This window comes from Mesorhizobium temperatum (assembly GCF_002284575.1).
GTDB lineage: Bacteria > Pseudomonadota > Alphaproteobacteria > Rhizobiales > Rhizobiaceae > Mesorhizobium > Mesorhizobium temperatum.
In genome coordinates this window covers 69,519-78,375 of the sequence record NZ_NPKJ01000038.1, presented here as the reverse complement: position 1 = coordinate 78,375, position 8,857 = coordinate 69,519, and the positions used below count along the sequence as shown (strand labels likewise).

Here is an 8,857-nt window from a genome sequence, read left to right as displayed (position 1 = left end):
CGGCGGCAGTGGCGGCAGCGGCGGCGACGGCGGCGGCGGTGGCAGTGGCGGCAGTGGCGGCAGCGGCGGCAGTGGCGGCAGCGGCGGCAGTGGCGGCAGCGGCGGCTAGCGACCCACCAGATTTCGCTCGATAGTGGCGAACGTGAGCGTCCAAAGACGCTCACGTTCTGTTTGGGATACTGAACAGGAGGGCCGGCGCGAGAGCGAATATCGGCCGCGAAGCTATCCCCCTCACTCCTCCGCGCAGCTTCGTCGCAGACCGGCCCTTCAATTGCAGCGACAAACCAGGATCTTCACGGCGCTCATTTGGAGCCCGGCCCCACAGCCGAGGCCGTTGCCACCGCATAGACCGTGCCGTTACATTCGACAGGGATGTTGAAGAGCAGCCAAGAACTCGATCAATCTCGGCGAAACCATGTCCGCCCACCGAATTCAAACCTCCAAACGCCTCTTGCCGAAGAGGAACTCTCATCGGGCCGAACGGTCTCCCGAACCACAGACGATCGTGTCGCTGCCAGAGGAGATGGCAAGGATCCGAACCTTGGCGGAAGCTTGGATAATCCGCAATATTGGAAAAAAAGGTCTGTTTACCTACAGTATTAATCCATATACTGGCGAGAAGTCTAAAAAAAATAATGAACTAAGACAGCTTATGTCATCGCGCACGATAGCGGAAATGAGCGCAAGAAACCTCCCGCTTCGTCCTGTTCATCGCCGGAATTTGTCATTCATCATGACTTCATGGTATAGGGAGGAAGGGGGTATTGGTTATATTGAATATGATGGCAAGTCAAAGCTCGGGGCGAATGCGATGCTGCTTCGCACATTCGCCGCAAGCCCTCACTTTGAACAGTACCAGTTAAAGGCTAGTGCAGCCGCGGATGGCATCCTTGCGCTCCAGAATGCAGACGGTTCCTTTCGGCCTTGGCTAAAAGAGCCGAATTATCCCTTCGACGCAAAATACCTCTTAACATTTTACTCAGGGGAAGCATTAGTAGCATTGCTTGAATATTATTTTCGGACTGGATTAACCCGTTATTTCGACGAAGCGGCGCGCAGTGCAGAATTCTATTTAGAGGAGTATGTCCGCAATATCGCAGATAACTTTTACCCCGCATACGTCCCTTGGCACACCATCGCTTATCGGCATCTATACGAGTTAACGAAAGCCGGCAAATTCGCCGAGGCGGTGTTTACCCTGAACGACAAACTGCTTGAACTTCAGGACCGATCGTACCGGATTGGACGATTCTTCAATCCAGCAACCCCTCAGTACGGCCTGCCGCACGCGTCCTCGGACGGAGTTTACACCGAGGGGCTTGCTTATGCATTCGAGATGGCGCTGCGGACGGGGGATCCGGTGAGAGCAAGACGATACCTTGACGCTATTACGATCTCGTTGAAAAACATTGCATCCTTGCAGTATAGAGAAAAACTGGATGAGTCTTCTCTTCCATTTTACGTGTACCGAGGAGCCATCAGGACAAATGCAGGGAAAAATAGCTGGGCTCGCATAGACAATGCCCAGCATACGATAGACGCTATCCGAGCCTTGGGGAATTTTCTCGGAAGCAAGCAGGCTTCTACGTTCGATACCGGGCTTTGACTCCCGTCGAAGGACAACCGGGAGCCCCGAACTGCTCTTGCGTTTCTATGCCGGACAGTGCGGCCAGCATCCCTGTCTTGATCTGTACCATTTCGACCTTCAGCGCCACCCAGGATGTTGTCTGCTTGACCGGCTCGAGCCATGATGCAAGCATGGGAAAGCGTTCTGAACACATCAGGCACATAAATGCCGACGTTGGAATACCTGTTGACCCCATCGCCGGAAGAGCTGGCGGAAACCCATGTGCTGTTTTTGGCGCGTCATGCCCTCGACTCCAGCCCGGAGCGTAAGGCCAAGTACGGCTACCACGTAACCTATCATGCCATCATGCTCAATACGCTGCGGGGGCTGGGTTTCAGGGTCACGCCCGCGAGCGAGCACGAGGTGCTGTTCGGGCCTCTCGACTTCGATTTCCTCTATGCCATTCACTCTCATGCGATATTCGATGGCCACGAGCTCCTGGCGCCGGCAATCGCGGCCTATCGTGGCGTCCCGTGTCTCGGCGCATCGGCGTCAAGCCGGGCGGTCTCGGAAGACAAGGTATTGGCCAAGCAGTTGGCTGCTTCCTTGGGCCTCGACGTCGCGGAGCACAGGATCATGCAGCCCGGTGAGGTCAGCAATGATAGGTTCAGCCTGCCCGGTTCGTGGATTGTCAAGCCGCGAGGGGGTATCGCTTCCGATGCGATTGTAAAGGTGGAGAATGAAGCGGATTGGCGGGATGCGCTGACAACCATCGCAGATCCGCGTCACGGCGGCCGTGAATTCATTGCCGAAGAGTTTGTGCCGGGCCTCAATCTGACGGTTCCAATTGTCGAGGGCTTCCCCCCAGGTTCATTGGCGGTCTTCGAGGAGCGCGGCCGCCCTGGCGACAATGTTCTGACCAATGAAGCAAAGCGAGGGCTCAACAGTTCCTACAAGTCCGCTCCTTACGACGGACCGGGAGCCGAGGAGGTTTTGGAGGCCACCGCACGAATGGTGGCCGAGATGTCGCCATTCGACTATGCGCGCTACGACTTCCGTTATGATCCCGACACTCGCCGGGCCGTTTTCATCGAAGTGAACATTGCCTGCAACATGGCGCCGGCCTCGGCGGTCTATCGTTCGGCCGCCCTGCATGGGATCAAGTATGAAGAACTGGTGGGACATGTTTTGACGCACAGTCTCAGGCGGCAGAGAAAGCGGCAAAAACAACCGCAAAACGCTCGGTAAGGCACTTCAGTGATGGTCAGCGTATGCAAATTGATATGGTTGACAAATTCGAAGCGTTGGAGCCGCTGAGAGAGAATTGGAACCGGATATATGACTCCGACCCGGAGGCGCACTTTTTCCTGTCGTGGCCATGGATGTCGAATTGGCTGCGACGCCCAGGTTGGATGATTTTGGCTGCGCGGTCTCCCGAGTCAAACGAGTATGTCGCCTTCTTCCCTTTGCAACTCGTCACCGGGCTTGATGAGCAGACGGGATTTTATAGCAGCATAAGGATGGCCGGCTCGTATTTCGCTACCTATACAGGCTTCATCTGCGTTCCCGAATTCGAAGAGCAAGTCATTTCGTCGTTCGCCGATCGCTTGCAGGCGCTGAATTGGAGAGCATTACACTTCGACGATATTTCGATATCGGCCAAGCGCCGTCAAATGCTGCTTGGAAGGTTTTCCGACAACGAGTTTGTGAAAGAAAAGATTAAACGACGTCGCCATACAACCCGAACAGGCGAAAATATAAATCATGACATCTATATGTATGTCGATTTGCCGGCCGATTGGGACGAATTCCTGGATGGCAACCTTGGCCCGAAAACCCGTCGTGATGTCCGTCATTTTCTTCGTCAGGTCGAAAATAGCGGAGAATACCGGATAACTTTAGCAGACTTCGAGACAATCCAAAGTGACCTGGAGGTTTTCTTTCAACTTTGGCTTACGCAGTGGGAGGCCAAAAGCCGTGTCTATGCTCAGGGCATTATTGCCAACTGCCGTTATATGTTACTTGAATGCCACAAGGCGGGTGTACTGTTCGCGCCCGTATTGTGGAAAGGCGATACTCCATTAGGAGTACACATTGCGTTTATCGACAGGTCAAAGGGTTCACTCGTCTGTTTCCTCGTCAGCCGCAATCTTGCAATTCGGAAGCCTCCACCTGGCTTGGTGCTTCACGCCTACAGCATCCGTTGGGCAATTCAAAACAGCCTCAGGACTTACGACCTTGGCACTGGAGACTTTTCGTACAAGTACAGTTTCGGATCGAAGGAGCGGCTTGTAGAGGGTGTCCGGATCGACTCCACCAACAGCCTGACCCGCGGAAACAGGCTGGATCGAAGAAGCCTTCCCTCAGTGATTTCGTCGGTGCGAAAGCTGCGTCAGGAGGGGAAGCTCCATCTGGCGGAGCGCGGTTGCAGGCAGGTGCTCGAGACTGAACCGAGCAATTTGGAGGCGCGGCGGCTTCTGAACGAGGTTTTGGCGGCTACGCGTATTGAGGAGCAATTTGCGAGTGCCTTGCAACGCCATCGGAGCAAACAATTTTTGGATGCCCAGAGGATTTATCTGGAGGTACTGGCTGCAAATCCCCGGCACTACGGCGCTAATTATCTGTTGGGCGTTCTATGTCTTCAGGCCGGTCAGTATCGGGCAGCGGACACGTACCTGGCTCGCGCCACGGAGATCAATCCGAAAGCCGCAGCTGCGTACAACAACAGGGGGCATGCCTTACGCGGTCTGAAACGGTATGATGAGGCTCTCGCGTGCTACGAGAAAGCCATCGGGGTGAAACCCGATTTCGTGCAGGCTATGAACAATCGGGGGGTTACGCTGCGGGCGTTGGGGCGCATTGATGAGGCACTCGCCAGCTTTGACGAGGCGCTCACGCTCAAACCGGACTTTGCGAAGGCCTTATCCAATCGCAACCAGTTGTGTGTGCCTCTGCCGCGCGACCGTTTGTCCATCGCCGATGATGTCGACACACTTTAAAGCGCGTCGCGTTTGAATGGATTCATGCGATGCGCTTTAAGGTCTTTGATTTTTTATGTATCGTATCGCAAAACCGCTGCGCACCCTCGGGTCAAGCCCGAGGGCAAGCTTTTGCGCGACATGCATTGGTCAAAGTCAGGAATGGCTGGGTAAGCGGTCGACCAGCTAGCCTTTCCACTCCATCGATAGCCCATGCGGATCGCAGACCGCGAGCGTTTTGACCCTGCGCTCTCCATTGAAGTATCTGCTGACCTTGAGAGGATTGAACGTCTCAGTGGGGTTGGGATGTGTGACCTCGCCTTCCACTGTGACGCGCCAGACCGGCGCCGTCTTGCTCGCCTCCAACAGGATCTCGTTTATGCGTCGGTGTTGATCGCCAGAAAGCTGATAGCCCATTATCGTGTGGTACACGCATCGGGCTTGATCAGGCGGAATCTCCGCCAGCGCAGAGGTCAGGTTCAACACGGCGTCGCCGCCTCTGATCCGGGGCGGATGCGCGGCGGCGATCTTCAAGGCGCCATCCAGTTTTGTAAGCCGGTCAATGCGCTCGGGCCAAACAAGCGCCTTGAGCCACCGGCGTTCATTTTCATCCCGAACATCGGTCGGATAAAGTTCGAGGCCGATCCTCGATGAAATGGGGGGCGGGAACGTCCCCAATACAGGCACGCCGGGCCCTTCAAGGATGCAGGAAAGGACAAAATCCGCATCGGTCCACCGCTCCAGCTTCGGAGCGCCTTTCTCGTCCGTATACCGATATCCGTACTTGTCGAAGTTCAGGTTCAGGCCGGCGCTGGATCCGATCTCGACGAGGCCAAGGGGAGCGGCGGCTTCGCGCGCAACCAGATCGAATGCGGGCAGCAGCAGCGCACTGCGGCCAACCTCGTTGGTGTTGGTTGCCCGCTTCGAGATGATGTCAACGAGTTCGGCTTCGTGGTCACCGCAAAAAGCGGCGAAAAGTTCGAATGCGCGATCGTCGGGCGGCCGCGTGCCGCCCAGACTCGGATAATAATCCTTGAGGGGATGGTCGACGCCCCCAAGCAGGAGATACTGTACCGCGCCGAAGACAAGGTTCGCCGCCGGCTGACCCTTCCTGCGCCCTGCCGCCAGGCGCTGGAGCGCGACGTTGTCCGCAATCCCAAGCGACAGCTTTTCATAGAGGGGGGAGCCGCCACGACGAGACTCGTTGGCAAAGAAGCGGTAATAGTGAGCGCTTGTTTCAAACACCACCATAGCAACGAACCTAGTGGGCAATAGATGTCTTGGCAGTGGCTTCTACCTGTAATTGCCTTAATGCTTTCGGCCGAGCAGGTCAAGGAACCGGGCGAATAATCGATGCTTTCGAGCATACATTACTGCGGAACTGGCGGATGAACGAAACCGTGGATGATTCAACTTCGGGATATACTATCATTGATGGCGCCTTTCGCGACGAATCGCGCAGCCGTACCGTGCCGTACCGGCTTTATGCCCCCGCCCCCCTCTCTGGCGCTTACCCGGTGATCCTTGTGTCCCATGGCATTGGCGGATCGCGCGAGGCGATGCCTTACCTTGGGCGGCGCCTGGCGGAAAGCGGATACATGGCGGTGCACCTGCAGCATACAGGGACGGACAGTTCGATCTGGCAACACGCAAACACTCTTGCGGACGTCTACCGCATTCTTCGTGAAGCCATGTGGGACGCCAATGTTGCGCGCGCGCGATTTCAGGACGTGCCCTTTGCCCTGCGCGAGCTTGCGCGCATGAACGGCGAGGGGCGGCTTGCCGGCCGCCTGGATTTGACACGCATCGGAATGGCCGGACACTCTTATGGAGGCGTCTCGACGATGGTTTCCGCAGGGCAGAGAATGGGTCCGGGCGGGCAGTGGTCCTTCAAGGAGCCAAGAATTCGCGCTGGCTTGGTCATGAGCCCGAACATACCCATCCAAGGCGGCGAGTTGGCCGCCCTTTACCGCGATATCAGTATCCCGCTGTTTCACATCACGGGCACGAGAGATGGCAATGCGGTGCCCGGCAACAAGGAATTCGATCCGATACAGCGGACCCTTCCCTACGAAGCGCTGACCATCCCTCATCAATATCTGCTCGTTCTCGACGGTGCTGACCACAATGCGTTTTCCGGCCTGAAGCACGGACCACACGCCCACGGCCCCGAGGAGGAGACCCGTTACACTCGCGTTGTACAAGACGGAGCAGTGCTGTTCTTCGATGGCTACCTGAATGAGAAAATGGCGTCTCTGGCGGCCCTTCGCCATAAGTTTCAATCCAGCCTTGAGCCGACCGATAGGTTTGAATGGAAATAGCGGGAAAGTCCGCCAGCGTTCACCTCGATAATGGCTTTGGCAAGCGCTTCGCCCTCATGGACCGGTTCGGGACCATAGAGCAGCAGGACAGCTTCTTCGCTCGGCAGTAACGCCAGCGGGGCAGGTCTGTTCAATAGCCGTGCGAACCAGCTTAAGGCCGGCCCAGGCGTTTTGGATCGTCTCTGGCGCTTCCACTGCTTCCTCGCTGAGATGGTCGGCCCGACAGCCGCTGCGGGGTAGGCAACCGACCGCCGGGCCTAACCGGCGTGTCCGCCGGCTGGGACGAATAATAAGCCGTTTCATGCAACATTACTAATTTAGTAAAATGGTCACGTTCCGTTCCCCTAGCCACCAGATGGGACGGGCCTAGACTCGAATTTGTGCGTAAACCATCGATCAGAATTGGAGGCTGCGCAAATGAACCTCATTGAACAACTAGCTCGTAAACTAAGTCAGGATCGTCGCGCAATGGCGCTGATGGAAAAGCTAGCTGGGCAGTTAAGTAAAACCAAGCGTTTCAGCCACGGCAGCTCGGCCCGATTCATCCCCTTAGCCAGACACCATAACGTCTTGTTTGTTTGTCCCTCCCAGTCAAAGAATGCCACGCCGGTTCCACCTCAACATCTGTGGGAAGGATACGCCCAGACTGAATTAGACTATTTGAAATGCGGACAAGATGACGTGGCACAAATGCTTTGCATCCTCAATGAAGTCGGGCAACCGCCCATTCCGTTGACACGCGTGCTCGATCTCGGATGCGCCAGTGGCCGCATGCTGCGATTTCTTCCGCGAGACGAGACATCAGAGCATTGGGGCCTCGACATTAATGCCGAGCATATCGCCTGGTGCCAGGAACACCTTAATCCGCCGATGCTCTTCGCAACCAACACCACAGCACCGCATCTTCCATTTGAAGACAGCACCTTCGACTTGGTTTACTGCGGATCGGTTTTCACGCATATATCCGAATTGGCTGAGGCGTGGCTCCTCGAAGTTCGGCGCGTTCTCCGTCAGGACGGTTACGCATATATCACCATTCATACTCGGCAGACGATTGATCTTCTGCGAACGAAGTATCGCGATGATCCACTTTTCTCTGACCTACTTGCAGAACTGAACTCCAACTTCGCCGAAAATAATCCTGATGGAGTCGAGTGGTCGGTGTTTACCTTCGGTGCTGACCCGAACTCTCAGGTGTTTTATGACGTCGCTTCCTTGGAGCGGCGGTGGGGCCGGATCATACCAGTTGTCGCTGTGAAGGAGCAGGCGCACGATCATCAGGCCGCAGTGGTTATGCGAAAATGAGATATACAGCCGCCGTGATGTCGAAGGAGCTTTATGACCCCACGGTCACACTGAAGTTGCGGCGCGGCAGAACCAACTCGCGGACCAGTATCTGGAAACCCATACTGAACCGCCATCGGATGACTGGATCAACGGTCAACTCCAAAAAGCTTGGAGTGTCATGGCGCGCTGTCAATAAGCCCTTGTTGACCGGAACGTCACGCGGCGGCCAATGTAGGTTTCGTCCGCCTCGACGGTCTTGCCGTCGCCGCCCATCGGCATGAAGTCATCCGAGCGCATTGCCTCGCGAATGCGATGGGCCAGGAACCACGCGGTCTTGTAGGTGCATTCCAGAACGCGGTGCAGCTGATGGGCGCTGATGCCCTTCTTGGATGAGCACATAAGGTGGATTGCCTGTAGCCACTTGTGCAGCGGCAGGTGGGTTTCCTCGAAGATCGTGAGACGATAGTTTGGGCATCTGCAGCATGTTTTCGCAGGCACATGCTGCGAGATCGGTGTCCTCCGATCAGCCCGCGTCCTCTTCCGGAGGCGCGGGCTTTCTTTCCATAGGTCGTTACCGGCTTAGCCTTTCGACGGTCTCGATGATTGGCCTTCGCGAGTGCTTCGCCCTCATGGATAGGCTCTGGGCCGTAGAGCAGGCCAACACAGCTTCCTCGCTCGGCAGCAGGGCTTGGTTCAATCGAAAC

The 8,857-nt window shown here is 56.2% G+C and carries 6 protein-coding genes and 1 pseudogene; 5 read left to right on the top strand and 2 right to left on the bottom strand.

Annotation, left to right across the window (positions count from 1 at the left end; translation table 11 throughout):
* Nucleotides 1–541 precede the first annotated feature (541 nt).
* The 3 genes from CIT26_RS10930 (at nucleotide 542) to CIT26_RS10920 (ending at nucleotide 4,566) form a co-directional block, all read left to right on the top strand.
* A complete protein-coding gene (locus CIT26_RS10930; RefSeq protein ID WP_143747828.1) occupies nucleotides 542–1,606 on the top strand; it encodes a glycoside hydrolase family 88 protein in 1,065 nt (354 codons plus the stop codon).
* 186 nt (nucleotides 1,607–1,792) lie between these two features.
* On the top strand, nucleotides 1,793–2,815 hold the full coding sequence (locus CIT26_RS10925) for a D-alanine--D-alanine ligase family protein (RefSeq protein WP_095492588.1): 1,023 nt from the start codon (nucleotides 1,793–1,795) through the stop codon (nucleotides 2,813–2,815).
* A gap of 35 nt (nucleotides 2,816–2,850) precedes the next feature.
* Nucleotides 2,851–4,566, top strand: a complete 1,716-nt coding sequence (locus CIT26_RS10920) for a GNAT family N-acetyltransferase (RefSeq protein WP_167391364.1) — start codon at nucleotides 2,851–2,853, stop codon at nucleotides 4,564–4,566.
* A 165-nt stretch (nucleotides 4,567–4,731) separates the two neighbouring features.
* On the opposite strand, the gene CIT26_RS10915 is transcribed toward CIT26_RS10920, so the two are convergent.
* Nucleotides 4,732–5,796, bottom strand: coding sequence for a DUF2332 domain-containing protein (locus tag CIT26_RS10915; protein ID WP_095492586.1), 1,065 nt, complete (start codon nucleotides 5,794–5,796; stop codon nucleotides 4,732–4,734).
* 137 nt (nucleotides 5,797–5,933) lie between these two features.
* Between CIT26_RS10915 and CIT26_RS10910 the strand changes: the two genes are divergently transcribed.
* Together CIT26_RS10910 and CIT26_RS10900 are read left to right on the top strand one after the other, a co-directional pair.
* Nucleotides 5,934–6,866 carry an alpha/beta hydrolase family protein gene (locus CIT26_RS10910; RefSeq protein WP_095492585.1) on the top strand — a complete coding sequence of 311 codons (933 nt, stop codon included), beginning with the start codon at nucleotides 5,934–5,936 and terminating at the stop codon, nucleotides 6,864–6,866.
* Between the two features lie 417 nt (nucleotides 6,867–7,283).
* Nucleotides 7,284–8,171 (top strand): class I SAM-dependent methyltransferase, encoded by an 888-nt coding sequence (locus CIT26_RS10900; protein ID WP_095492584.1) that lies wholly within the window; start codon nucleotides 7,284–7,286, stop codon nucleotides 8,169–8,171.
* 204 nt (nucleotides 8,172–8,375) lie between these two features.
* Here CIT26_RS10900 and CIT26_RS10895 read toward each other — a convergent pair.
* A pseudogene (locus CIT26_RS10895) lies at nucleotides 8,376–8,609 on the bottom strand (IS1595 family transposase); the annotation flags it as partial.
* Nucleotides 8,610–8,857 lie beyond the last annotated feature (248 nt).

Coding starts and splice junctions, on each gene's coding strand:
- CIT26_RS10925 (WP_095492588.1), top strand. CDS start 1,793: ATGCCGACGTTGGAATACCTGTTGACCCCATCGCCGGAAGAGCTGGCG.
- CIT26_RS10920 (WP_167391364.1), top strand. CDS start 2,851: ATGGTTGACAAATTCGAAGCGTTGGAGCCGCTGAGAGAGAATTGGAAC.
- CIT26_RS10915 (WP_095492586.1), bottom strand. CDS start 5,796: ATGGTGGTGTTTGAAACAAGCGCTCACTATTACCGCTTCTTTGCCAAC.
- CIT26_RS10910 (WP_095492585.1), top strand. CDS start 5,934: ATGAACGAAACCGTGGATGATTCAACTTCGGGATATACTATCATTGAT.
- CIT26_RS10900 (WP_095492584.1), top strand. CDS start 7,284: ATGAACCTCATTGAACAACTAGCTCGTAAACTAAGTCAGGATCGTCGC.